At 38.3% G+C, this 25,084-nt stretch carries 21 protein-coding genes; 7 read left to right on the forward strand and 14 right to left on the reverse strand.

Annotated features, from left to right (window positions below):
- Positions 1-135 precede the first annotated feature (135 nt).
- From HDC90_RS00955 to HDC90_RS00970, 4 genes are all read left to right on the forward strand, one after another.
- Entirely contained in the window at positions 136-762 is a 627-nt protein-coding gene (locus HDC90_RS00955) for a hypothetical protein (RefSeq protein WP_184462931.1), read from the forward strand.
- Between the two features lie 262 nt (positions 763-1,024).
- Positions 1,025-1,675 (forward strand): FadR/GntR family transcriptional regulator, encoded by a 651-nt coding sequence (locus HDC90_RS00960; RefSeq protein ID WP_184462933.1) that lies wholly within the window; start codon positions 1,025-1,027, stop codon positions 1,673-1,675.
- 9 nt (positions 1,676-1,684) lie between these two features.
- Positions 1,685-2,518: a sulfite exporter TauE/SafE family protein gene (locus HDC90_RS00965; RefSeq protein ID WP_184462935.1), complete on the forward strand. Its 834-nt coding sequence runs from the start codon at positions 1,685-1,687 to the stop codon at positions 2,516-2,518.
- 11 nt (positions 2,519-2,529) lie between these two features.
- Positions 2,530-2,931, forward strand: a complete 402-nt coding sequence (locus HDC90_RS00970; protein WP_184462937.1) for a DUF1634 domain-containing protein — start codon at positions 2,530-2,532, stop codon at positions 2,929-2,931.
- Positions 2,932-3,262: 331 nt separating this feature from the next.
- Here HDC90_RS00970 and HDC90_RS00975 read toward each other — a convergent pair whose 3' ends face one another.
- Complete coding sequence (locus HDC90_RS00975) at positions 3,263-4,117, reverse strand: NAD(P)-dependent oxidoreductase (protein WP_184462939.1); 855 nt, start codon at positions 4,115-4,117, stop codon at positions 3,263-3,265.
- Between the two features lie 175 nt (positions 4,118-4,292).
- Between HDC90_RS00975 and HDC90_RS00980 the strand changes: the two genes are divergently transcribed.
- Complete coding sequence (locus HDC90_RS00980; protein WP_184462941.1) at positions 4,293-5,396, forward strand: DNA alkylation repair protein; 1,104 nt, start codon at positions 4,293-4,295, stop codon at positions 5,394-5,396.
- On the opposite strand, the gene HDC90_RS00985 is transcribed toward HDC90_RS00980, so the two are convergent.
- The 8 genes from HDC90_RS00985 to HDC90_RS01020 all read right to left on the reverse strand — a co-directional run bounded on the left by HDC90_RS00985 (position 5,385) and on the right by HDC90_RS01020 (position 14,377).
- On the reverse strand, positions 5,385-5,843 hold the full coding sequence (locus HDC90_RS00985; protein ID WP_184462943.1) for an NUDIX domain-containing protein: 459 nt from the start codon (positions 5,841-5,843) through the stop codon (positions 5,385-5,387). The two genes, HDC90_RS00980 and HDC90_RS00985, sit on opposite strands and share 12 nt — an antisense overlap.
- Positions 5,844-6,041: 198 nt before the next feature.
- Positions 6,042-6,233 carry a hypothetical protein gene (locus tag HDC90_RS00990; protein ID WP_184462945.1) on the reverse strand — a complete coding sequence of 64 codons (192 nt, stop codon included), beginning with the start codon at positions 6,231-6,233 and terminating at the stop codon, positions 6,042-6,044.
- Between the two features lie 542 nt (positions 6,234-6,775).
- The gene (locus tag HDC90_RS00995) at positions 6,776-7,294 is read right to left on the reverse strand and encodes a DUF2911 domain-containing protein (RefSeq protein ID WP_184462947.1); all 519 of its coding nucleotides are present in this window, start codon (positions 7,292-7,294) and stop codon (positions 6,776-6,778) included.
- A gap of 290 nt (positions 7,295-7,584) precedes the next feature.
- On the reverse strand, positions 7,585-8,208 hold the full coding sequence (locus HDC90_RS01000; RefSeq protein WP_184462949.1) for a bifunctional 2-polyprenyl-6-hydroxyphenol methylase/3-demethylubiquinol 3-O-methyltransferase UbiG: 624 nt from the start codon (positions 8,206-8,208) through the stop codon (positions 7,585-7,587).
- An 87-nt stretch (positions 8,209-8,295) separates the two neighbouring features.
- Positions 8,296-9,990, reverse strand: coding sequence for a sodium:solute symporter (locus tag HDC90_RS01005; protein ID WP_184462951.1), 1,695 nt, complete (start codon positions 9,988-9,990; stop codon positions 8,296-8,298).
- 100 nt (positions 9,991-10,090) lie between these two features.
- Positions 10,091-12,559 (reverse strand): PIG-L family deacetylase, encoded by a 2,469-nt coding sequence (locus HDC90_RS01010; protein ID WP_184462953.1) that lies wholly within the window; start codon positions 12,557-12,559, stop codon positions 10,091-10,093.
- 93 nt (positions 12,560-12,652) lie between these two features.
- A complete protein-coding gene (locus tag HDC90_RS01015) occupies positions 12,653-13,756 on the reverse strand; it encodes a M20/M25/M40 family metallo-hydrolase (RefSeq protein ID WP_184462955.1) in 1,104 nt (367 codons plus the stop codon).
- 9 nt (positions 13,757-13,765) lie between these two features.
- Positions 13,766-14,377, reverse strand: a complete 612-nt coding sequence (locus tag HDC90_RS01020; protein WP_184462957.1) for an N-acetyltransferase — start codon at positions 14,375-14,377, stop codon at positions 13,766-13,768.
- A 283-nt stretch (positions 14,378-14,660) separates the two neighbouring features.
- On the opposite strand from HDC90_RS01020, the gene HDC90_RS01025 reads away from it, so the two are divergent.
- Entirely contained in the window at positions 14,661-15,998 is a 1,338-nt protein-coding gene (locus HDC90_RS01025) for a sigma-54 dependent transcriptional regulator (RefSeq protein WP_184462959.1), read from the forward strand.
- 237 nt (positions 15,999-16,235) lie between these two features.
- Here the strand turns inward: HDC90_RS01025 and HDC90_RS01030 are convergent, their stop codons facing one another.
- On the reverse strand, positions 16,236-16,688 hold the full coding sequence (locus tag HDC90_RS01030; protein WP_184462961.1) for a hypothetical protein: 453 nt from the start codon (positions 16,686-16,688) through the stop codon (positions 16,236-16,238).
- A 46-nt stretch (positions 16,689-16,734) separates the two neighbouring features.
- On the opposite strand from HDC90_RS01030, the gene HDC90_RS01035 reads away from it, so the two are divergent.
- Positions 16,735-18,369: an ABC transporter substrate-binding protein gene (locus HDC90_RS01035; protein WP_184462963.1), complete on the forward strand. Its 1,635-nt coding sequence runs from the start codon at positions 16,735-16,737 to the stop codon at positions 18,367-18,369.
- A 384-nt stretch (positions 18,370-18,753) separates the two neighbouring features.
- Here HDC90_RS01035 and HDC90_RS01040 read toward each other — a convergent pair whose 3' ends face one another.
- From HDC90_RS01040 to HDC90_RS01055, 4 genes are all read right to left on the reverse strand, one after another.
- On the reverse strand, positions 18,754-21,180 hold the full coding sequence (locus HDC90_RS01040; RefSeq protein WP_184462965.1) for an outer membrane beta-barrel family protein: 2,427 nt from the start codon (positions 21,178-21,180) through the stop codon (positions 18,754-18,756).
- Positions 21,181-21,384: 204 nt separating this feature from the next.
- The gene (locus HDC90_RS01045; RefSeq protein WP_184462967.1) at positions 21,385-22,623 is read right to left on the reverse strand and encodes a cyclopropane-fatty-acyl-phospholipid synthase family protein; all 1,239 of its coding nucleotides are present in this window, start codon (positions 22,621-22,623) and stop codon (positions 21,385-21,387) included.
- 10 nt (positions 22,624-22,633) lie between these two features.
- Positions 22,634-23,446, reverse strand: coding sequence for a DUF1365 domain-containing protein (locus tag HDC90_RS01050; RefSeq protein ID WP_184462969.1), 813 nt, complete (start codon positions 23,444-23,446; stop codon positions 22,634-22,636).
- Between the two features lie 389 nt (positions 23,447-23,835).
- Positions 23,836-25,080 (reverse strand): NAD(P)/FAD-dependent oxidoreductase, encoded by a 1,245-nt coding sequence (locus HDC90_RS01055; protein ID WP_184462971.1) that lies wholly within the window; start codon positions 25,078-25,080, stop codon positions 23,836-23,838.
- Between the last annotated feature and the right edge of the window lie 4 nt (positions 25,081-25,084).

The following is a 25,084-nucleotide window of genomic DNA, read 5'->3' on the forward strand; positions in this document are numbered from 1 at the left end:
TTGGTAACTGATAAGAAATTATACCCTTTTAATTCGGGTGAGGATTTGAGCCTTTGAACATGATCGGTTTGTAAATGCGATTTACTTAATAAAAAACAAATCAATATGTTAACCACAAAACTTAATTAAACTAACATGGAAGTAGGCTACATCAAATATTTTTTAAAGGTATTTCTTCCATTGTTAGATCGGAAGAAAGATAGAGCAGCTATTCGTTTTATGTACAGACATACAGCCTTTCTCAGCATTCGCAAAGGAAAAACGCTTTTTAGGCCAAACAGCTCAACTGCTAACGGTAACATTATAATTGTTGCAGATGGCCTGGTTAATGGCTATTTAGCCAAAGGAGAGGCCGAACAGACCAATATATGGTTGGGTATGAAAGGCAGCGTACATATCCCGAACGGTTTTAAACAAACAGACGGTAACTTCAATCTTTTTGCCGTAGAGGATACTATCGTTTTTTTGATAGACCAAACTGAGCTGGAGGAAGGCTGCTCATGGTACCCGGTTCTTGATTCATTATTTAATGCTTATCTTCTCCCAACTGCCATGGCTGATTTAAACAATAGAAATATCTTATTTAGACTGCAGAATACTGAAAACAGAATATCGCTATTTAAACGTATTTATCCTGGCCTATTTGACCTGATCCCTACTGATCTGCTTCTCTCCTATCTTGACATTGATTTAAACTTAATACCTAAGCAAAACTTGCAAATAAATAATGTACATAGCATGGGTGTACTTACTAAATTTTAAGATCAAAGATTAGAAAAGCGTAATTTTTCCGTTAGGCAATCACAAAAATGCTGTTGAATAGTGCAGGATATAAACCACATCTATTCAACAGCATATCTAATAAAAATACCATCATTCATTAAGCATTATCCTTATCGATCTGAAACTATCCAGGAAGTAAGCACCAGATTGACCTTATTTCAAAGCAAAATGATATTGATCAGACACAAAACATATGATGTTTATAAAAAACATCATATGTTTGTACAGTAGATTCAAAACTATGAAACAGGAGAACAAGCTTTTCGAGCAGATATCAATTAAAATCCGCCAGGATATTAAAGAAGAAAAATTTAAAGTGGGCGAAAAAATTCCATCAGAGCCTGCACTAATGGAGTTATATGGTGTTGGCCGCTCTACCATTAGGGAAGCAATAAAATCGCTAGCCTTATCAGGAATCCTCACCGTTCAGCAAGGTTCTGGAACTAAAGTTAATGCTGTACCTACCGAGCCCATCGAACAGCGTTTACGTAGTTCCGGTTTTGAAGAAATTAATCAGGTTAGGGCATTATTAGAACAGGAAATTGTGCGTTTAGCTACACAAAACAGAAGCGATTCTGATTTAAAAGCTATTGGTGAAGCGCTTGAAAAACGAAAACTCGCCATCAAAAACGAATCGAGAGCAGCATGTGCCAATGCCGATATCGAATTTCATCTGGCCATTGCGCTGGCATCCGGAAACCGAGTATTAAGTGATCTTTATGAAAGCTTCACCGTAATTATCCGCGATTTTTTTGCCAAACGTACCTCTTCTGGCATTGCTCATTTTGCAATGAGCCATCACTTACACCAGTCGTTATTTGATGCAATAAATAACAGAAATGCTGATGCTGCCCGCGAAATCATCACAACTATATTGAACAACAATCATTAAAATAAAATCATGTCAATTTTAACTTTTACCCTGATCTTAATACTCGGGGCATACCTTGCAGGCCTAGTGGGCTCTCTAACCGGACTCGGTGGCGGGGTAGTCGTAATTCCTTTACTTACGCTCGTTTTCCATGTCGATATCCGTTATGCCATTGGTGCCGCCCTGCTGGCTTCAATTGCCAATTCATCGGGTGCGGCAAGTGCTTATATTAAAGAGGGCATTACCAACATCAGGCTTGGGATGTTTTTAGAAATAGCCACTACCGTTGGCGCAGTAATAGGTGCATTAATTGCAATATATACGCCAACTAACACCATTGCCATTCTTTTTGGCACTGTACTTCTATTTTCTGCAGCAATGACCTTAAGAAAAAAGAATCAAGAAGCCTTAACCGAAGGCAGCAGGTTATCTGCAATACTGAAACTTAATAGCAGTTACCCCACCCAAACAGGAACGGTAAAATATAAACTCAAAAACGTTGGGGCCGGCTTTTCGATTATGACGGTAGCAGGTGTGATGTCGGGCTTGTTGGGTATCGGCTCTGGTGCGTTAAAAGTACTGGCCATGGATACGGCGATGAAAATACCATTTAAAGTAAGTACAACTACCAGTAATTTTATGATCGGGGTTACCGCAGCAGCTAGTGCTGTAGTTTATCTGCAACGTGGATATATGGATCCTGGGATTGCATTCCCCGTCGTACTCGGCGTATTGGGCGGAGCATTTACAGGAGCTAAATTATTGACCAAGATTAACCCTTCAATCTTAAGGATTATTTTCTGTATCGCCATCACCTTCGTTGCACTCGAAATGATTTACAATGGTTACTACCACAAATTTTAAGTTAAAAACAAATGAAAAATATCAGTTCAACACATCTTATACAAGACCGCGATGTAGAAAAAATCGTCGGCAAACTATTGAGGTTTGGTGTAATCACTGCTAGCCTGGTTGTTTTATTGGGCGGCATACTTTTCTTGATACAAAACGGCACACAAGGCCGACCTGATTACCATATCTTTAAAGGTGAAGAAAATGATTTTATCACTTTCGGCGGTATTTTTATAGGGCTTTTTTCCCTTAAGTCCATGGCTATTATTCAGTTTGGAGTATTGCTTTTAATCATTACCCCGATTATGCGCATTATATTTTCGCTGTTTGCTTTTATACTCGAAAAGGATAAACTTTATGTAATCATTACCTTAATTGTGCTCGCAATTATATTGGGAAGTACTTTTGGGGGCTTAAAAGTTTAATGTTTTCGGTTTTACCTTTTTGTGCAGCTTAGTACAATGTTTTTATTAATTAATTAAGTACGAGTAGGAGACGCTTTTCCATTCAAAATCTGTAGAGTCTTTCAGAACTCTACGGATAGATGGGGTAAAGCCCGCATCCCGATTTTTTCAATCGGGAGAGGACTTGGAATGAAAAGTGGTACTGCCAACCTCCAAGCACCACAGGCCACTCATTTCCTAATCCTAAAACACGAATATTAATTGGAGTGTGTTACACCTAAGCTTTACAGCGTCGTTAATTATCCCTCAACAGGCTCAGAACGATATGAAGTTCTTATAAAAACAACCCCAATTATCTCTTAAGCTGTTTAACTACGGCAATAATATCTTCTTCTCCATATTTTGCAGCTGCATCTGCAAAAGTATTCAGTGTTGTTTCAGCCAAGGGCGATGAAATACCCTCTGCTTTGGCCAGGTTCAGATCTTTCACAATATGTTTAAGGGCAAAAGCAGCTTTGTAATTATCCGCAATAATGGCATCGCCTTTAATTTTAGTAAAAATATTGCCGATGGCTGCATTATTAATCAATTCTAATAAATCATCGGTTCCAATCCCTTGTTCATTAGCAAACAGAACCGTTTCGGCCAAACCTTGTGCATATAAGGCCAAAAGTGAATTGATGGCCAGCTTTGCACTGTTCCCTGCACCATTTCCACCAACAAGTTTGGCAAGTTTTCCCATTTTTTCGAGAATAGGTTTTACCTGGTTAAAAGCAGATTCTTCTCCTCCAACCATAATAACTAACTGACCGGTTTCTGCCTGCTTCACACTTCCTGAAACTGGTGCATCTAAATAAAAATTCTCTCTTTCTTTACACAACATGGCCATTTCTTTTGAAATTGAAGGGGAAACCGTACTCATATTGATAATGATCTTGCCCGAAGTTTCTACGCTAAAAAGTCCCTCTGCTCCTTTAAAAATCTGATCAATTGCGGCATTATCGGATACCATAATGATTACAACATCAGTAGTTACAATCAGCTCATTAGGTGTTTTGGCAATTGATGCGCCCATTTCTTTCAGCGCAACTTCTTTATCCTTGCTCCTGTTGTAAACCATAACGGTATAACCTGCTTTTATCAGTTGTTCTGCCATCGGGATTCCCATGTTTCCTAACCCGATCCATCCTATTTTTGTTGTATTCATTTCGTTGTTTTTGTGATAAACAAATGTGCCAAAGAAAAAGCTGAAATTCCTTAAACGCAACGTAAAAATGATACGATAAAATAACTATTCGAGCGAGCCACTTAAAAATTACTAATTTTTTTAGTAATTTAGTTGCCTATTAAAATAATATCCTACTCCATAATTATCAAACCATATGGCCAACCTGCTTAAAGATTTATATTCACCTGCTTTTTACAATAGATTAACCCATGTGTTGACTGTTACCATACCAGGTTTCGAGAAAGAAATATTTATCAAAAAGATTTTCACACCCGAATTTGAATTAAAAGAACTGAAAGAGCGGATGAAACACACCACGAATGTGTTACACGATTTTTTAACTGAAGATTATCCTCAAACAATCGTGCTGATCAAAAAAATAATTACACAGTTAAGGCTTCAGGGCATTGGAGAAGATAGCCTGGCTTATATGTTTTTACCAGATTATATCGAAACCTATGGCATTGATGATTTCGAAAGTTCAGTTGAAGCACTCGAATTTGTAACACAGTTTGTAAGCTGCGAATTTGCCGTTCGTCCTTTTATTTTAAAATACGGAAATGAGATGATTTTAAAAATGCAAAAATGGTCGCTGCACGAAAACCATAAAGTGAGAAGGCTTGCCAGCGAAGGCAGCCGACCACGATTACCCTGGGCCATGGGCATCCCCTTTCTGAAAAAGGACCCGACATCCATTTTACCGGTACTAGAAAATCTTAAAACAGATCCGTCAGAATATGTAAGGCGGAGTGTTGCCAATAGCTTAAACGACATTGCAAAAGATCATCCCCATGTTGTTTTAAATATAGCTAAAAATTGGTCGGGTTTGGGGGCCGAAACAGATGCTATTATTAAACATGGCTGCCGTACACTACTTAAACAAGGCCATGCCGATATTCTTAAACATTATGGATTAGACGATGCAGGAATTTTATTAAAAGATTTCAAGATCTTAACGCCACTGATCAAAATTGGCGAAAGCCTGGAGTTTTCGTTCTCTATTCTTAATGAAAATCCTTCTGAACAAAAAGTGCGACTGGAATACGCCATTTATTATAAAAAACAAAATGGACAGAATACCAAAAAAGTGTATAAAATTTCAGAAAGGATTTATGCTGCAGGTGCAACAATAAACATCATTAGAAAGCAAAAATTTGTACTGATTACCACACGTAAATTTCATTTGGGCGACCATCAGATTTCGATAATTATTAACGGTGCCGAAAAGAATATTTCACAGTTTGAATTAACCGCTTAATTTTGATATTAATTCATTAAGTAAAGCGATCTGCTTTTCGTTAATGTACGTAATGGCATCGCTGTAAATAAACCAATCTGCTTTGTCTATCTCTGCAAAACTTTGCTTTTTACCCGAGCGGGGTGGCCATTCTATTTCGAAAGTATTACTAACAACGGTTGAAGGATCAAGATCTCCCTCCACTGCCCAACACAGTACTTTTTTTCCTCCTTTCTGTACAACAGGTGTTAATTCAATGAAATTTCCGGTTAAGCTTTCGCCGGTTTCCTCCTTAAATTCGCGGATGGCAGCCGTTAAAGTTTCTTCACCTTCGTTCAATTCTCCTTTCGGTACTGTCCAAAAGCCAAGATCTTTTTTTGCAAAAAACGGTCCACCGGGATGAACAAGAAAAAATTCTACCTGTCGATTTTTTCTCCTGAAGAGCAATATTCCCGCACTTTGTTTCATAAGGGTAAAGTAGGGATTTGGAATTAAAAAATTGATAATGAATTGATCTTGGTATCCTTTGGTTAAGACCCTGAAACAAGTTCAGGAGGACGATTTAAGAAATAAAGGCGCATTCCATTTACTGAACAAAAAAGCAGTCATTTTTTTAAGTTTGACTGCTTTATATAATCTGAAGAGGAGATTTTGTTAGAGGCGTTTTTACAACAAGCCGTACAGGCCGTGAGCATAATTTCTTAAAGAGGATGATACCGTCTTCATCTTATCCGGAGATGGGCCTTTCACCTTATAAGCTTCCGGATGAAGTTCTAAACGTTGTTCGTTAACTTGTTCTAATGTGCGCTTGTTGCCTAGTGTTGCATTTTGTTCTTCGCTTAATTTTAAAGGTGCCATGATCTTGAAATTTATACTAGAACAACAGGGTTATCTGGAATAAGTTTGCCGTTTTTTGTAATTTTTTTTATAATTATTTTTCAAGACTCGAAATCCAGTTTTCGCTATCCGAAATTTTAACTGGAACACCCAGCACCACGATTTTGAATACCCCTTCGCCATTAATATTCTCTTGTGTGATATAGTTCTTTTTGTAAAACTTTCCATTGCAGAGAGCACAAATCCTTGTTCTTAAACCCGTATTGCAGCCAACATCCCGATTTTTTCATCGGGATAAAGCGAAAAGCGGGGCTGCCAAGCTCCAAGCACCACAGGCCACTCATTTCATAATCCTGAAACAAATATCATTTGGAACGCAAGACCTGTACATAACAAGAAGTTTCTGCCCGTTTTCCACTTTACGCTTCGCAGCGCAGTGAAGACTTATAATAGAAAACGGAACTGCAAATAGCCAAAAATTACTGCACAGTTATTTTCAAAAAAAGGCATAAAAAAACCGTCCCAATTTTTAAGCTGGGACGGCTCTGAATAATTTTATCTAATTATTTAATATTAACCGGAACAGAAATTTTATCCCATTCTAAAGCAAAGCCGCTTTTGGTAATTTTGTAAACCAAACGCTCTTGTGTAGCTTTTAACGCTTTGGTTTTAACATCAACGCGCAAAGCATCTTTAGCTTCTTCGTATTTGTAAGCACCCCACTGTTTTGGTTCTTTATTAAAGATAGCTGTCCAGGTTCCGCTTTCTTTAGGGATTAAAAAGAAGCTGTATTTACCAGCTGGCAAAGCTTTACCTTCAACTACAATATCTTTATCGGTTTCAAAAGTAGTAGCCTCATTTGCACCTGCACGCCACACTTTATCAAAAGCTTCTAAACCGCCCCAGATTTTACGTCCTTTTACTGCAGGGCTGCTGTAGTTGATGGTAATGGTTGCACCTTTAACTTTTCCCGTTGCTGTAGCCGCAGGGCTTGGCTTAGGTTGCGCATCTTGTGCCATTGCACTTACAGAAATGGTAATCGCCGTAAATAGCAATGTAATAGATTTAATCATCGTTTTCATAGTATTATATTTATCTGTTTTTGTTGTTTTTTGATTTTACGAATTTATGGCTTTAGCGCGATAAAACAATAATCCTAAATAAATTGATACCGGAATGACGATAAAGTATTGTAGGTGCAGATCTTGTACATTGCGTAGATGTAGTACCCTGCGGATTTATGAATGATATTGAGTTTACAACTCAGTAATAAGGAGCAAGTCAGAAACGCTTATCCATTCTGCAATCTGTAGAGCCCATCGGAACTCTATAGACAGTTAGGAATTAATTTCTCGGTTATAGGCCAACACCTTTATTTTTTTCTTCCAACAAATCTGATTACCGAACCCTGTCCATTATGGAACAAACCCTCTTTCAGTTCAATTTCTTTTTCTTCCAGCACCAAAATCTCATAATTTCCGAAATCAGCTCTTATTTCTTCGATTGAGAATAACATATCAATTTCTTTTGGTCCACCAACTTTTTCGTTTTTGGCAAGATAATCAAGGTGTTTTTTGCTAAAAGCTTCGAAAATAAGCAAACCGTCTTTGCATAAATAATTGCTTAATGTTTTGTGGTAAGTTGACTTAATTGCCGATGGAAAGTGTGCATAAATTAAGGCAATGGCATCAAACTGTTCGGTTTTATAATCCAGCTCCTGGAGTTCGCCCACCTGGTAATCAATATTAACACTATTTTTTGCCGCGAGTTGCAGTGCTTTATTTTTTCCTTCAATACTAATATCAAAGGCCGAAACCTTCCAACCGAGTTTAGCAGCAAAAACAGCATTTCGGCCCTCTCCTTCTGCCGGAAAAAGTATTGTTCCTGCCTCAAGATGCATTAACTGCTCTTTTAAATAGTTATTCGGTTGTTCGCCATAAGCAAACTCACCAGTACTGTATCGATCATTCCACCTATCTACCCAAGTTTCATTCATATTTAGCGCTATCTATCTTGTCAGAAATAAAGATATTAAATTTTAGGCTTGTACCCGGGCAGCAAATATCTGCTGCGCGTAAAAAGTTTATTTGCCAACTACTGTTTTTGGATTAGAAAATAAGAGACCAATTACCGAGAACATTATTACTGCTGCTGCTCCGATTACATTGAGCCAAAGGAATGAAACAATATCGAACTCATACACAGCGACAACGGCAATTTCGGATAAGATGGCCGAAATAAATACGATAGGTCCGTTTATCTTTTTAAAATAAAATGCCACCAGGAAAATACCCAGAATTGGCCCATAAAAGAGCGAGCCGAGTACATTAACGGCTTCTATTAGCGAACCCATCTGTGTAGCAAACATGGCAACAGCTATTGAAAAAATGCCCCAGGCTAAAGTATGCCAGCGGCTATATTTTAATTCAGTTTCGTCATCTACATCTTTTTTACCAAAAATGAGGTGTATATCTTTTAAGGAACAGGCAGCCAGCGAATTTAATGCAGCTGAAATAGATCCCCAACTCGCCAAAAAGATAACGGCAAAAAGCAGACCGATCATCCCAACCGGAAGGGTATTTTTTACGAAGTATAAAAATATATAATTGGTATCGGTTTTCTCTGCGTTGTAATTCGATTTGTTGATGGCCTCTTCTACCCTGCCATGCAGCTCTTTCACCTGCTTTTGAGTAGTCCTAAAGTCTGCTATGGAGTTATTTAGAGATGATGATTGCTTTTCCTTTTCTACAAGGATATTTTTAGATTGCTGATTAAATTTTTGTGCTAAAGCATGGTGTTCTTTTTCGAAAGCTGCGGCTTGCTGCGGCTGAGTTTCTTTTAAATATTGATAGGAGCGTTCATTGAAATAAATCGGTGCTGGTTTTAAAGAGAAGAATGCAAATAATAATGCGCCGATTAAGAGGATAGCAAACTGCATTGGTATTTTAACCAATCCGTTTAACAGTAATCCCATTTTAGCATTGGTATTATCTTTCGCAGTAATATATCTTCCAACCTGGCTCTGATCTGTGCCGAAATAAGAAAGCGCGAGGAAAAAGCCTCCAATTAAACCACTCCAGATGTTGTATTTATCCTTCCAATCGAATTCGGTGGTAATTACATTTAATTTACCAGATTTCCCGGCCAGGTAAAGCGCGTCTTTAAATCCTATTCCATTAGGCATATTTTGCACTAAAAGATATCCGGCAAAGGCCATGGTGCCCAGGATAATTAAAAACTGTAGTTTTTGTGTATGTGCTATTGCTTTTGCACCACCAACATAAGTATAAATCAATAAAATGCCGCCGGTAAGGATATTGGTTAGATAAATATTCCAGTTTAAAACGCTTGAAAGGATAATACTTGGCGCATAAATGCTAATACCGGTTGATAATCCCCGCGAGAACAGAAATAACAACGAGGTTAAAACCCTTGTTTTTTTATCGAAACGGTTCTCTAAATATTCGAAGGCCGTATATACATTTAACCGCTGAAAAATTGGGATGAAAGTAATGCAAATAACAATCATCGCCAGCGGCAAACCAAAGTAATACTGCACAAAGCGCATACCATCGGTATAAGCCTGACCGGGCGCTGATAAAAAAGTAATGGCACTCGCCTGTGTAGCCATAATACCCAATAACACAATGTACCAGGGCATTTTATTATCGGCCTTTAAATAGGAAGCATTGCTTTTTTGCCCGCGGCCAATAAAAACGCCGTAAGCTACAATAGCAAGCAAGGTGAATATCAATACAGCCCAATCGATATTACTCATGCCCAGAACTTAGTAAACAGATAATAAAATACAATCTGGAACAGTAGCGCCAAAGCGAGCAAAATATACCAGGTATTCCAGTTTTTGAATTGATTTTTCATCACTTCCCAGCTGATAAAAAGTTAAAGAACAACCTGGCCGCGCCAACATTTCCGGCAGGCAGCTGCCTGAAAAATGCCAAAGGGGTGTAAATGAAATTCCCTTTGCCATATTTAGCATAAAGTGTTGATCCCTGAAGCGGTTCTTCATCAGTATCGTGCATTTCGAAAAGCGGTTCGTATTTAGCATCCCATTTATCTGGAAAATAGGCACCACGCTCCTGCACCCAGCCTTTAAAATCCTCAGCGGTAATTTTATTTGGGTAGTTTAACAGCTTATGTTCAGGTTTCAAAAATTTAACCTCGGCATTTTCTTCGGTTACCCTTTTACCACTAATGCTAAACGGATAAACACCGAAATCCTGAAGTGCCATATCCTGTGTAGTATTGTACTGCATTACAATGGTTCCACCGTTTTCTACATAACTGCGCAAAGCAGCTTGCCAGTTTTTAATTCTTTTTTCGGTATTAATTACCCTTACCCCGGTTACCACAGCATCGTAACTTGCCAGTTTTGCCGGGTTTAAGATATCCGCTTCTGTGAGCACATCAACCTGTAAACCTGCCTGCCTTAAAAACTCAGGGATTAAATCGCCAGCCCCTTCAATGTAGCCGATTTTTTTTGCCAGTACTTTTACGTCTCCTTTAATTAACCACGTTGTAGCCGGAACAAAGTACTGTAGGGTTGGCAAATGAGGATATTGAATTAATACCTGTCCTTTTGAATATTCATTCGCTTCTGAAGAAAAAACTGCTTCGAGTTTATTCTGGCTGCTTTTTATTTTGGCAAGATCTTCAACCGGGATCAGAAAATCTTTAGCGGTAATGGTATTCTCGGCAAGGCTAATTCCCTGGAAAGTTTTAACTACCTGGTTACCGATCTTAAAACTCACTTTACCGTAATTAATGTTTTTATTTGCCTTTAAGCAAAGACTAACATTTAAAGCTTCTTTTTCTTTAGCAAAATAAACAGGTTCGCTAAAACTTAAATCAAGCGGGGGAATAATCCTCAATGTTTCTACAACATCACCTTTAACAGGATCTAATTTTTTATACGATAAAGGCAATTTGATCTCAAATTTTTCCGATTCGATTTTTAATGATAATTGCACATTAACAGGTGATTGCATTTCTGGAAGCCCGATTAAAGTATCGTTAGCTACGCTGAATGTTGCCGCATCTTTTGCAGGGCTGGCTAACCAGTAAGGCTCAGTAGGTGCAGCATCTGCAGGAATTTGGATTTTACGTTCAAGGGTCATCAACGAATCGTTGGCAAGCTTTCTGTTTAAATTATCTGTCTGGTTTAACCAATTCACACTTTCTACCGTTACAGGAGTAGCAGATCTTGAAATTAAGTTTAAACGGAAATTATAACTATTGCCAGCAATTGCTTCAGGTTGATTGGTGACCACCTCGCCCATAAAACCTATACTAGCTAAAATGATGTTATCGATTGCGGCAAGTTTATCTTTCCTCAACGCTACATCCTGCAATTCTGCAATTTTCTTCCTTAACATTAGCAGTCCATGCAAGCTTTTATCAGGTTGATTGTAATTAAATGATAGCAATATAATATCAATCAGTTCATCAATATCGCCTATACCTTTATCCGACCAATTGACACTTAATCCATCAAAAAGAGTTCTTTTGGCAGGATCTCCTAAAACATTGGTAAAATATTCGGAACGTACACCGGCTACCGATTGTGTTCCTGCGCCCTGACTTTTATGCAAGCTCCTGCTTAATCCGGCTAACTCGCCATACCCCATTCCCAACTGGGCATCATACTGCCCAACGGTAACCTTTAATTGATTTTCGTCTGTTGTATTAACAGCACCAAACCTAAAGGTGTTCCATAACAATCTTTTGGGCTGCCAAACAGAAACATATTTAAGCTGATTAGGAAACATATTTTTATCGGCGGCAGCCTTAAAGGCCTTCTCTGCAACAACAGCAGAAGCCGCATGTTGCCCATGACCCGCAGCAGCAGTTGGCGGGAAACGGCAGATAATCACATCAGGTCTGAATTTTCTGATCACCCAAACCACATCGGCTGTAATACTATCGGCATCCCACTGTTTAAAAGTATCGCTGGTATTCTTAGAGAAACCGAAATCAATCGCCCTGGTGAAAAATTGTTGTGCACCGTCCAATCTACGGGCTTCCAGGAGTTCGTGTGTTCTGATTAAGCCTAATGCCGCACCTTGTTCTGTACCCAAAAGATTTTGCCCGCCATCTCCCCTGGTAAGCGATAAATAAGCTGTTTCTACATTCTGATCGTTAATTAGCCAAGAAAGTAAACCAGTATTTTCATCATCCGGATGGGCCGCTAAATATAGAACCTTAGGCAGGTGTTTCAGTGTTTTAAGTTCTCTGTAAATCTCTGAAGATTTTGCGGGGCGAACTTGTTGCGCCGCACAGAACATTACCGGTAAACATAGCGTGAATATGGCAGTTAATCTTTTGAACATACTATTTGTTTTGCGAAATTCAAATATGCTCAAAAAGCTTTTACTTTAATGCCTCCGAAACGAAAAAGGTACAAAAAATAGTGTTTCTCCGATTTACAATATCTTAAAAACAGATTCGAGCAAATGGATGTAGATTGTTATTCCTTCTTCAATTTCTTCAATCAATACAAACTCATCTGCAGTATGCGATCTGGCTGATTCTCCAGGCCCCATTTTTACAGAAGGCATGGTCAGCCAACCCTGATCGGAACTGGTAGGGGAAACATAGGTTTTTCTGCCAAGCGCTATTCCGGCCACTACGAGCGGATGTAATACATCAATATTGGAAGGATGGAGCACATTAGGGCGAACGTTAAAACCACTTAAGGTATGGTTGATGATCACATTCAAGATCTCGCGCGGAGTATAATTGTGATCGAAACGGATATCGACCGTAAAATGGCATTCGCCCGGTACAATATTGTGTTGCAAACCCGCATTTATTTCTGTAACGGTCATTTTTACCGGAGCAGGTAAATGATCTTCAATCGGAAACTGAAAATGTGAAAACCAATCGATATCCTTGATGGCTTTGTAAATGGCATTGTCGCCTTCTTCACGTGCAGCGTGTCCTGATCGGCCTTTGGCTACACAATCAATTACCATCGAGCCTTTTTCAGCTATAGCCATTTGCATACCTGTTGGCTCGCCTACTATTGCAAAAGAAATGGGTTTGAGGTCATCCAGAATACTTCTGATGCCGTTTAAACCCGAATTTTCTTCTTCGCCAGTAGCTGCCAAACATAAATTGAAAGCGAGATCAGTGGATTCATAAAAATAAATAAAGGTAGAGATTAGCGATACCAATGAAGCACCCGCATCGTTACTGCCCAAGCCATGTATTTTTTCATCATAAATGATGGCGCGGAAAGGATCTAATGTATACTGCTCATTCGGTTTTACAGTATCATGGTGCGAGTTAAGCAGAATAGTCGGTTTTGCAGGATCGAAATACTTATTGTAGCACCATACATTATTATTTTTGCGGATAGTAGTAATGCCATGTTTAGCCAAATGCGATTCTATTTTATCTGCAGTGCCCTGTTCTGAACCACTAATGGATGGTATAGCAATTAAAGCAGACAAAAGTTCTATCGCCTCATTGTATAAGCGGTTTAAATCAGGATGACTGATTAGTTGTTTTTCTACAGTATTCATAACGGTTTATTAAATGCTTTTAAGGTTTATGTTTTGTTTCAATTGTAGAGTATTTTCTGCACTGGCGATAATTTGATCGATATGTTCTGGACTGAACAACATGGCCGTGCATAAACAGTTGCTTTTATTTTTGCTTTGGAGGATAGCATAGTTAACACAGCTTTTGCAACCTTCCCAAAAGGCAGCATCCTGGGTAATTTGTGCAAAGGTTACGGGCTCGAATCCCAGTTGAGTATTCATTTTCATAATGGCTGCGCCAGAGGTAATGCTGAATATTTTGGCTTCGGGATACAAGCGACGGGAGAGACTGAAAATCCGGTTTTTAATACTTTTGGCAACGCCAGCATTTCTAAATTTAGGCGCAACAATTAATCCTGAATTGGAAATAAAGGTGTTGTTTTGCCAGCTTTCGAAGTAAGAAAAACCCACCCATTCGCCAGCCGCAGTTACTGCGATAACGGCTTTCCCGGCATTCATTTTTTCGACAACTGAAGTCGGTGTTCTTTTCGCAATTCCTGATCCCCTTAACAATGCAGAGCTTTGTGTTTCTGCAACAATTTCATCTGCATATTTTGCATCTGCGCTGGTTGCTACCCTGACAAAAATTATTGAATTATTCATTTTAATAAAATTTCATAATTGCCAGTCATCAAAAGCAATACCTGCGTAGAGAACAAAACAATAAATCACTGATTATCAGTGTAAAAATTTAAAAAAACAAATACCATTGCAGTAAGCATGAACAAAATCATACCATTTTGAAAGGCTTCTTTCCATATTGAAAAGTTATTTTTGTCTCCTGCTTGATTGGTTGGATTTCGAGCTAAAGCCGAAAGGACCGAATTATCACAATCGTTCATTATTCGGTATATTTATTGTTAATATTGCAGCATAATTTTTACCTATGAATGGGATGGTCCTCATCATCGATGATGAAAAGAAAATCAGCAGTTTACTTTCCAGAATTATAGAACTCGAAGGTTTTAAAACCTTACAGGCAGGTACTGGTAAAGAAGGCCTTAAATTACTTAAGAACAATGATGTGAGTATTGTTATCAGTGATGTAAAATTGCCTGATGTGAGTGGCGTTGCGCTGGTTAAAGATATTAAAGCGATAAAATCTTATATAGAAATTATAAACCTTACTGCTTACGGTACCATTTCTGATGGTGTTTTGGCTATTAAGAACGGGGCATTTGATTATCTCGTAAAGGGCGATGATAACGAGAAGATTATTCCGCTTTTGTATAAGGCAATGGATAAGTCAAATTTGCAGCGCAGGGTTTCTGACCTGGAAAACAAAATCGCTAAAAAACATAGCTTCGAAACTATTATTGGTCAGTCAAAATCGTTGATGGAAGCGATCGATCTGGCTAAAAAAGTGAGCGCAACCGACACTACCGTTTTGTTATTGGGCGAAACAGGAACAGGAAAGGAAGTTTTCGCTCAATCTATCCATTACGAAAGCCCGAGAGCTGCAAAACCTTTTGTTGCCTTAAACTGTAGTGGTTTTAGCCCAGATTTATTGGAAAGCGAATTATTTGGATACAAAGCTGGGGCTTTTACAGGTGCCAATAAAGACAAAAAAGGATTGTTGGAAGAAGCCAACGGTGGCACATTATTACTGGATGAAATTGGTGAGATGAACCTCGATTTGCAGGCAAAATTATTGCGTGTACTCGAAAGCCAAACCTTTATCAAAGTGGGTGATACCCAAACACAACAAGTAAACGTTCGGATTTTAGCCGCCACCAATAAAGATTTAAAAGCTGATGCATTATCAGGAAAATTCCGATCCGATCTCTATTACAGGCTTTCAGTTTTTACCATCACCTTACCTCCGCTCCGTGAACGTAAAGCCGACATCCCTGCACTGGCTAAATACTACCTGAAAGAATTTGCCAATAAGGTAAATCGATCAACACCAAAAATAGATGATAAAATCTTATCTATATTGAGCGGTCACAATTGGAAAGGAAATATCCGTGAGTTAAAAAACGTAATCGAGCGTTTGGTTATTTTAGCAGACGGCGATGTACTAAGTGCTACTGCCCTCCCACCCGAGTTTTTTGAGTTTACACCAATAGAAAACGATTATAATCTGCAACAAATAGAAAAACAGCACATACAAAAGGTACTTATTCATACCAAAGGGAACAAAACTGAAACTTCGAGGTTATTGGGAATTGGTTTAACCACACTCTACAGGAAGATAGAAGAGTATCAGATTAGGGAGATTTGAAGATAAAATAAAGCCGGGGGTCGGGGGTCCGAAGTCGGGCGACTGGGTATCTAATTACCCTGCTGTCAGCGTTACCATCTGACAGAGTGTACATTTTTTATTTAGAGCGTTGAAAGGTTTAAAAATTGAAAGGTTACAAATCCATCCACCGGATTCAGTTGAAACCATTTTTTAATCAGCACAAACATTGAATCTTCGTTTTTTTAACTGTCTCATATCTAGCCTCTCAAATCTTTCTTAAACCTCAAACCTGATCCACTTATCGCCCTCATGCCCGAAAATAAATGAACCGGGGTGTAACATTTCAGCAATATCTTCTATTAGGGAAACGGCATTTTCGGCAGTTCTCTCGCGCTCTACATCGTCATTCAATAAAATAATGCGGTTGTTTTTTACGGCTGGCCAGTCGGTATCCAATACCGAAGGCACTTCACGCATCAAATCGGTAAGTGTTTTACCTGGCTGATAATAGATAATGAAAACAGCGTTTAAAGTATCGGTTTCCAACATACCCCCTGCCAATGCGATTTCTTCTGATAAAAGATAACCCGGATAATTACCTGTATCCAAGCAGGCCACAGGCATTTTATCCATAAATTTAATCTTGTGTTCTACTAAATCTAAACGTTCCTGTAATTCTTCCTGTTTAGTCACATCGAGGCCAATAAATAAATCGTTTAAAAAAGACATCTGCATTAAATTTATTAATTTGTGCAAAAATAACATTCCTGATCGCATGCGAGGCTCATTTAAGTATATATTTTGGTTTTTTTGTGTAAGCTTATTCTTTTCATGTAAGGAGAATGCTGATCATCAAGACAAAAAAGTATTCAATATCAACCTTGATCAGGGTTTAACTTCTATTGATCCGGCCTTTGCACGTAACCAGAATGCAATCTGGATGACCAACCAGATTTTTAACGGATTGGTACAGATCGATTCTTCCTTGCAAACCATCCCCTGTATTGCCAAAAGCTGGCAGGTTTCGAAAGATGCACTTACCTATACTTTTAACCTGCGCAATGATGTTTACTTTCATGATGATCCGATTTTTAAAAACGGAAAAGGTAGAAAAGTAATAGCAAGTGATTTTGTATATAGTTTTTATCGCTTAATCGATCCAAAAGTAGCCTCATCGGGCGGCTGGATTTTTAGCGACAAAGTGAAGGATAAAGATAATTTTATCGCCTTAAACGATTCTACTTTCCAGATCAAACTGGTACGCCCTTTCCCACCGTTTATGAGTTTGCTCACTACCCAATATTGCTCTGTTGTACCCAAAGAAGTGGTAGAACATTACGGTAAAGATTTCAGGAGCCATCCGGTTGGTACTGGCCCTTTCAGGTTTAAATACTGGAAAGAAGGCGAAATATTGGTGCTTTTAAAAAACGATCATTATTTTGAAAAAGATACCAAAGGAATGCCACTACCCTATCTTGATGCCGTAAAAGCCAGTTTTATTACCGATAAACAAAGTGGTTTTATGAGTTTCCTGAAAAAGGATCTGGATTTTTACTATAATGTAGATGGCAGTTACCGTGATGATATTCTAACCAAAAGCGGAAAAATGGCTTCGAAATACAAAGGCAAATTTACATTAACCAAAAGCCCATACCTGTGTACCGAGTATGTGGGTATATTGGTTGATACCAATCTTTCGATTGTGAAGAAATCGCCATTGCGCTTAAAAAAAATCAGACAGGCCATTAATTATGCTATAGACCGCGACAGATTAATTAAATACTTAAGGAATGGCATTGGCGTAGCCGCAACATCTGGTTTCATTCCTAAAGGCATGCCTGGTTTTGATAGTTTGGCGGTTCGGGGATATGCTTATAACCCAAAACTTGCTGCCGAGCTTTTAGCGGAAGCTGGTTTCCCAGAAGGAAAAGGTATGGGAGAGGTAACCCTAAATACAACCACAACTTATAAAGATCTGATCGAATTTATTCAGGGCGAACTTACTGCAGTAGGTATTAAAACCAAAATTGATGTAAGTCCAAGTGCTAGTCTTCGGGATTTAATGTCGAAAAACAATGTAAACTTTTTCCGTGGTTCCTGGCTTGCCGATTATGGCGATGGAGAGAATTTCCTTTCTATGTTTTACTCCAAAAACAAAGTCCCTTACGGACCAAATTATACTGCTTTTTACAACAAGGAATTTGATCAGCTGTTCGAAAAAAGCTATTATGTAACAGATAACGAAAAACGCTTTGAGTTATACCGCAAAATGGATCAGATGGTAATGGATTATGCCCCGGTTGTTCCGCTGTTCTACGATCAATCTGTAGTGATGCTTCAGAACAATATTAGCGGATATTCCTTTAATCCGTTGAGCCTGATGATTTTAAAACGGATAAGGAAAATTTAAAAAAATTCACTGCTGTCGTTTAACAATACTTCCATCCTCCTATCTGTTTATTGAAAAATTGACATTCCACTTTGAGGTTAAGGCTTAGTTGCTTAAATAGTAGTTCTGTTTGTAGTAAAACAAACCCGACTGACAGCGTTATCCCGATTTAAGAATATTTTTATCTATGGATTCTCTTATGGGATTAAGCAAAAGGAGGGACTGCTGTAGCCGAAGCAGCAAGCGCATTGCTTTCTGAAAAATAGCAATTTTAAAAACCTAGTTGCCTTTTTGGCAGCTAAAAAACAACAGATCTCCAATTGAAGCACTCGATATAACGATACCTAAATAAAAAAGCCTCCCGATTTTGATCGAGAGGCCTGAACTATATATTTAGATTGGGTTTTACTGTTGTACTCCACCCATACCACCTTGTTGCTGATCTTGTTTCACATCATCATTTTTGATTTTTTTCTTCTCAGTAAATTTAAGCTTACCGAATGAATAACTGAAATTAACCCCAAAAGAACGCAATGGATAATAGATATTTTGACTTTGAAAAACTGTTTCCGTAGGCGAAATTGAATTGTTTACCGTTTGGATGTGAAGATCTCTTGCAAAAGGATTCAAAGTATTTACACCAATAGATCCTTTTTTATTTAAGATATCTTTCTTGAATGATGCACCATAAAAGATCATCGCATCTGTTTTACCCTGATAGGTTCTTCTTGGAGAATTTACAACACCGAATAATTCAAAATTGTAACCTTTACCAAAACCATATGCAGAACGGGCAAAAATATTATAGTTTATAAAAGTACCGGTATTAAAGTTGGCTACCTTGTTATTCACTTCGTAAGTATTTAATCCGAAGTTACTCATCAAAGTCCATTTTGGCTTAGGGTTGTAAGAGCCAAATACGTTAAAACCATAAGTTTGGCCAGTACCCACATTAATATAAGTAGTTAATGGTATATTAGCAGCAGTTGTAGTAAGTGAACTTTCAATTATCCCTCCTGTACGGCGGTAAAAAACTGATGCATTAATTACCGATCCTTTTATAAAGGTACTATAACCCAACTCTAAGTTATCACTCAATTCAGGATCTAAATATGGATTTCCCTGCTGCAAGCTAATTGGGTTGCTATCGTTAAGGAAAGGATTCAGATAGTTTTGACCTGGTCTTTGTAAACGACGGTTATAACTCAGTTTTAATGTTGCATTTCCTTTTAAGGTTTGCGATATAATTGCGCTAGGGAACAAATTCAAATAATCATTCTTCTGAATGCCATTAGCTTTTGTATTGAAGCTAATAGTGGTGTACTCCGTTCTTAAACCACCTTTAAACTTTAGCTTTTTGGTTAAGTTGAAGTTAATTACACCATAGGCTGCGGCAACATCCTGACTGTAATCAAAGTCTTGAGATGAAAAATCGAACTGGCTTCTAATTTTACGAAAAATACCTTTGGCCCCTACTTCTAAAGTTGTAGATTTAGAAAATGGGTAGGTATAATCTGTTTGAACAGTATACTCATTATTTTTACTGGTATTATTTCGTACTTTAGTTTCACCTGTTAAAGAACCCTCAGGAATAAGCGTATTACTAAATCTTTGCGGCGTACGACCTCTAGATAATTGTGCAGAAATTGAGAACTCTTCTCCTTCTTTTTTAGATGTTTTTTTATAATCGACATTCCAATCCATATTACTGAATGTCATATCCATATCGCTAATATTTTTTTGACGGAAACCATTAGAAAGAAAATCTGATTCGCCTGGTCCGCCGTTCGAAAAACGGTTAAACTTTATATTGGAGCTAATGTTATTATATGCGTTAAAGTCATAATCAGCACCAAAACTACCATTTAAACCATTTCTACTCCATTTTGAGTAACCATCCTGTGATGTGTTGATAGCACTTCCATTAGTTAGCTGTGTATTGTTAACAATAACAACTCTCGAATTTTGGGCATATGCAAAATTTCCTCCAAGAGCTGTGTTAACACTTAAACGGCCCGTTTTTGCCGTTAAGTTAAAAGCTCCGTTGTTCTGGCGCGTACCTGCAGATGCATTTACCGAACCGCTTACCCCCTGTGCATTGGATTTTTTGGTGATGATATTGATAATACCACCAGACCCTTCAGCATCATATTTAGCTGACGGACTGGTTATTACCTCCACACTCTTAATCTGTTCTGCCGGAATCATTTTTAAAGCATCAGCAACACTGCTGGCCATGGTACCAGAAGGCTTGCCGTTAATTAAAACGCGTACAGCGCCCCCCCGTAACTGTACATTGCCATTAATGTCAACCGATAACATTGGCACTTTACGCATTACATCGGTTGCATCGCCACCGGCGTTTGTACCATCAGCTTCTGCATTATATACCATCCTATCGATTTTATTTTCGATAACTGCTTTGGTTCCCTGAACCTGAACATCAGCCAAAGTATTTTCTGACGAAGAGATATAGATGGTTCCGATATTGTTATCTGGTTTAGATGGCGTGGTGGTAACCAAAACAGATTTTGTTTTGTAACCCATAAAACCGATCATTAGTTTATATGAATCAGGCGATACATTTTGTAAGGATAATTTTCCTTTCTCATCGGTTACACCACCATTTACAGATTTGTTGTCTTTTACTGTAATTAGTGATACCGTTGCGTAATCTATTGGTTTTTTAGTTAATGAATCGAGTATAATAGCAGTAATACGTCCGGTAACAGTAGTTTTTTTTGGTCCTCCACCAAAGCCACCACCGGGAAACTGGGCGTGTGCGGTAAAAAATATTCCAAGAATGAAAGTTAATAATAAAAGTTTTTTCATGTTAAGAGTTAGTCTTTTGTAATTAGTCTACGCAAATTGCATTTTGTTACAATGATACGCTATACTTTTTACACAAACTCTATTGATTAGTCGGCAAACACTACGCTTTTATCGGTAAAAAGAAATCATGCAGTCATAAAATAGACGACGGAAGATAGATGATGAAATTTCCTATCTCTCCGTCTTACATTATACCTGTTATATCTATCTCGAAATATTGTTTGGTCTTGAATAAACCATTTGCATTACGTTAATATTCCGCATAGCAAAAGCGGCTTCGCAATAATTTAGGTAATAATTCCACTTGCGGATAAAGGTTTCATCAAAGCCCAAGGCTTTTACTTTATTTAGGTTTTTATTGAATGCTATAAACCATAAATGAAGTGTACGGGCATAATCCAAACCCATATCTTTCAAATCGACCAGGGTTAAATCGCCAGTTTCGTTTACTGCTTTGTTTATAGCAGCTACCGAAGGTAAAAGCGAACCCGGAAAAATGTGCTTCTGAATCCAATCTACACCGTTTCTCAATTTATCATACCTACAATCGGGAGAGGTAATTACCTGAAAGGCAAAAATCCCATCGGGTTTTAATAACTGCTGGCATTTTTCAAAATAGGTTTCCAAATATTGGTGCCCCACAGCCTCGAGCATTTCTATGGATACGATTTTATCAAAAGCACCCTCAATTTTGCGGTAATCCTGAATAATAATCGAAACTTTATCGGCCAGGCCTTCTGTATACACACGCTCCATCGCCAATTTTTGCTGTTCTTTAGAAATGGTAACTGAAGTAACTTTACAACCATATTTTTTGGCTAAAAAAATTGCATTACCACCCCAACCACTTCCAATTTCCAACACATGGTCGGTTGCTTTAATTTTTAATTGTCTCGCCAGGCGATCATATTTGGCATATTGCGATTCTTCTAAACTTAAATCTTCAGGGTTAAAATAACCGCTAGAATAAGTCATGGTTTTATCCAGAAAAGTAGCGAAAAAATCATTGTTCAGATCGTAGTGCTCCGAAATATTTTTCTGCGATCCAGCCAGGGTATTCGCCCTGCGGATATGATAGATTTTGTTAACCCATTTAAAGATGTTCAGCGCAATGGAATTTACCTTGCTCCCGGTAACCGAAGGCGCATTTTCAATGTTCAGGATTACCCATTTTATTACGTTGGTAATATTCGTGGTATCCCACAAACCCGAGGTATAGCCTTCACCAAAACCGATATCGCCATAAAGTGCAATGGATTTAAAAAAATCGGGATGGTTAACCTGAATATGTGCTTCAATTTTATGTTCACCGTTTCCAAAAACCAGTATTTCGCCACTTGGCAATGAAAGTTCCAATTTGCCCAATGTCATTTTAGAAAGTGCATTAAGCACTACTCTTTCGAAAAAACCCCTCGATGTTCTATCAGCGGTAAGCGTATTCATAATTTTTGATTTATTTTATTTGTGGCTTATAGGGTTTATATACGTTGCGTTGCAGCTCAGGGTTTTCGGATTTTGGATGAAAAGGTATTTTTTTTATCCAAAGTTTAAGGGCCTGCCAGTGGATCATGCCCATTACCTGTAATGGAATTAAGGGCATAGCGAAAAAATATCGTAGCAAAGCAGCATTGGTTAATGGCTTTTTTTCTCCTATTAAAGTACTGATAAAAAAGCGGTTACCATACTTATCAATATCATCAATTTTAATATCAAGTTTATCAGCCGGCACTTTTAATTTAAAATCGAAAGAATCGTCATGATCGATAAATGGCGAAACATAAAAGTATTTGGTGGTGACTTTTTCGAAGGTATCGCCATACAATTCGTCTTTCCCAAAGAAAAAAAGTTTCATTTCCCGGTAGGTATTGCTGATTTCGGCTACACAACATGCCGGATTGCCCTCTTCATCAAAGCAATAATAAAAGGAAACAGGATTAAAATTATACCCAAGTACATTGAGGTTGGTAAGCAATTTTATTTTAAGCCTGCTGCCATCAACACCATTTTCTTTTAAATAAGCTTCTAAATGCTGACGTGTATTTTTAGTTTTATCGGGATTTTCTTTTGGCAGCTGAAGGTGCTCAGCATCGCGAAAAGAAAAGAGGTTAAATTTATTCCGGCTGAACCAGAGTAGTTTTTGCGCCAGCAGATCCAACTCATCCAGATCGATATAAAACATATACACGTTGTACCAAAAGGAATGTTTTTTTGGTGCCAGGCGATTGTGCATCACTTTTGCGGTAAATATGTTTGAGTTGAATTCCATTGTTATTACAATTTACAAAAATTTATTGCTGGTTTATCACCCTATTTATATCGTCATTCTGAGCGCAGCGAAGAATCTTTTCTAATAGATCCTTCATTACATTTAGGATGACAGATCATGACAAAAACGCGTCATTGCGAGAAGGAACGACAAAGCAATCTTTCATGCTAGTAATTCTCACTGTAAAGATTGCTTCGTCGGCTGAAAAAGCCTTCTCGCAATGACGAAATTCCCTTAACACCTGTCAAGGGTAGTGAAGTGCAACACTGTCGAGAGCCACTTTAGTACTCAATGGAGCTAAACCTAATGGATAGATCTCTTCATTCCGCTGCACTCCAGTCGAGGAAGATCATTGAAGACAGATTAAACCCGGAAAAATGATCAGATCATTAAAGCCCCCTACACAAATCCACTGCGCTCTTGTAAGCATCTTCATGAAAACCATATTTAAAATAACTTCCGCAATAGTATATCGGACCGGTTTCGTTTAGCCTGTGCAATTGCTCTTGTGCCTGCATGGCAGGAACATCAAACAAAGGATGATGATAATCGATTTCTTTGATGATCTTGTTTGGATTTAAAGTTCCGGTGGGGTTAATGGAAACAAAGTAATTCTGCTTTTTAGAAACACCCTGTAAACTATTCATCCAATAAATGGTACTAGGCAATAATTTATCGCCCTGTTTTTCTACGCGGTAATTCCAACTGCTCCAGGCCAGTTTGGTTTCGGGCATCTGCTTTTCATCGGTATGTACAACAGCTTTGTTTAGCTGATATTTAAACCTTGAAAGCAGTTCAGTTTCGAGTGCTGTTTTATCTTTTACGATTTCGAAAGTTTGGTCGGCATGACTGGCCATGATTACCTTATCGAATTCGAATTTCTCGCCCTTTTGGTTTTCCACTTCAACTTTTCCATTCTCCAGACGTTTTACCGCAACAATTTTAGTATTGATCTTAATCCTGTCGCGAAAAGGAGCAATCAGTTTTTCCCGGTAAGCCTGACTACCATTTTGCAGTGTATACCATTGATGCTGCGTATCCAAGCCTAAAAAGCCGTGATTTTTAAAGAAACGGATCAAGGTAACCGCAGGAAAATCAAGAATCTGCTCCATCGGTGCAGTCCAAACCGCAGCACTCATCGGGATGAGGTACTGCCAAAGCATATCTTGACTGTAGCCAAAAGCTTCAAAAAACTTCCCGATTGAATAATCCTGATATTCTGGTTTATCCAAAATTTCGACACTTTGTTTGTTGAAACGGTTAATCTGCATCAACATTTTCAAATAAGAAACATTAAACAGGTTTTTCCGTTGCGCAAAAAGATGATTCAGGCTCGAACCACTATATTCTAACTTTTTAGGCAGAAACTGCACACTGAAAGACATGTCAGTTTTAACTACTGGAGCATCGATCTCAGCAAACATTTCTGTCAGGTTTGGATAAGTTTGATAGTTAAAAACCATAAAACCACTATCCAGGTAGATTGGTTTACCATCCTCTTCGAGCGTAATCGTATTGGTATGGCCGCCAATATAATCGGCTTCTTCAAAAAGCGTAATATTATATCGATGTTGCAGTTTGTGGGCGCACCCCATGCCTGCTATTCCTGAGCCGATAATGGCGAGTGTTTTCATTGTG

Origin of the sequence: Pedobacter sp. AK013 (genome assembly GCF_014205835.1) — a bacterium.
GTDB lineage: Bacteria > Bacteroidota > Bacteroidia > Sphingobacteriales > Sphingobacteriaceae > Pedobacter.